The sequence below is a fragment of the Bacillus sp. 95MFCvi2.1 genome, from assembly GCF_000374965.1.
Lineage (GTDB): Bacteria > Bacillota > Bacilli > Bacillales > Bacillaceae_G > Bacillus_A > Bacillus_A pseudomycoides.
This window is the reverse complement of the sequence record NZ_KB895777.1, coordinates 1-1335: the sequence shown is the minus strand read 5'-3', so window position 1 is coordinate 1335 and position 1335 is coordinate 1. Positions and strand designations below refer to the sequence as shown.

Sequence of the window (1335 nt, the reverse complement as noted above, 5' to 3'; positions counted from 1 at the left end):
CGGTATTAACACATACTCAGCACCAGGTGCTCCAGATGGAAGCTACATAGATAAAGTGAAGGGTTCTGTTGCGTATGACATTTACTCTCGCAAAGATGGTTGGATGGCAATTGACAACAAACGATTTGTAGAAGAGAAACACTTCGATATTCGATAATAGCTTAGCCGGCTCTTGTGAGTCGGCCTTTTTTTAAGGAGTGTAACAAATGAATCAAATTAATATATTAACAAAATCGTTTATAGCTACATTAGGTGGCTTTTGTGGATATTTCTGGGGAGGCTGGGATGCGGTTTTGCAAATCCTAGTAATAATGGTAGCGATTGATTATATCACAGGCATGATTGCAGCAGGATATAACGGAGAATTGAAAAGTAAAGTTGGTTTCAAAGGCATTGCCAAAAAGGTAGTGCTTTTTTTATTAGTTGGGGTGGCTGCGCAGTTGGACACCGCAATTGGTAGCAATAGCGCTATTCGTGAAGCAACCATCTTTTTCTTTATGGGTAATGAGCTTTTATCAATCTTAGAAAATGCAGGACGTATAGGAATCATGTTACCTTCTGCATTAACAAATGCTGTTGAAATTTTGGGTGGCAAACAAAAACAAGAAGAGAAAAAAGGAGATGTTCAATAATGGGACACATTGTAGATATTTCAAAATGGAATGGTGATATTGATTGGTCAGTTGCGGCTCCGCAACTTGATTTAGTGATTGCACGTGTACAAGATGGCTCAAACTATGTAGATCCAATGTATAAATCATACGTGGCTTCTATGAAGTCTCATAGCGTACCATTCGGAAACTATGCTTTCTGTCGTTTCGTATCTGTAGAAGATGCTAAAAAAGAAGCACGAGACTTTTGGGCGCGTGGAGACAAAGACGCATTATTCTGGGTTGCAGATGTAGAAAAGGAAACGATGGGTGACATGGCAGCAGGCTCACAAGCTTTCATTGATGAGTTATATCGTTTAGGTGCTAAAAAAGTAGGTTTCTACGTAGGTCATCATATGTATGAACAATTCGGTATGTCTAAAGTGAAAGCAGACTTTACGTGGATTCCTCGTTATGGTGGAAATAAACCAGCATATCCATGCGATATCTGGCAATACACTGAAACAGGACAGGTACCTGGGATTGGTAAGTGCGACTTAAATCTATTAGTCGGAGATAAACCGCTTTCTTGGTTTATTGGACAAGAACCGAATGTACCGAATCCAAATGAAAAACCGATCCGGGAATCAGGTATCGGCATTGCAGTTTCTAAGTATCCTGTCGGATATGGAGTTAACCTTTTCACAAAACCAGTTAATGGATTAGTAAGAGGTAGCATCAAAGA

The 1335-nt window shown here is 39.7% G+C and carries 2 protein-coding genes; both read left to right on the top strand.

Annotated features, from left to right (window positions below; genetic code table 11):
* Window positions 1-206: 206 nt before the first annotated feature.
* The gene (locus C568_RS0130210) at window positions 207-632 is read left to right on the top strand and encodes a phage holin family protein (RefSeq protein WP_018783744.1); all 426 of its coding nucleotides are present in this window, start codon (window positions 207-209) and stop codon (window positions 630-632) included.
* Window positions 632-1335 (top strand): glycoside hydrolase family 25 protein (locus C568_RS0130205; protein ID WP_018783743.1); only part of this gene is annotated, 704 nt, incomplete at its 3' end. The genes C568_RS0130210 and C568_RS0130205, both read left to right, overlap by 1 nt.

What these genes read in the sequence shown, in the direction of transcription:
- C568_RS0130210 (WP_018783744.1), top strand. Translation starts at nt 207, where the DNA reads ATGAATCAAATTAATATATTAACAAAATCGTTTATAGCTACATTAGGT.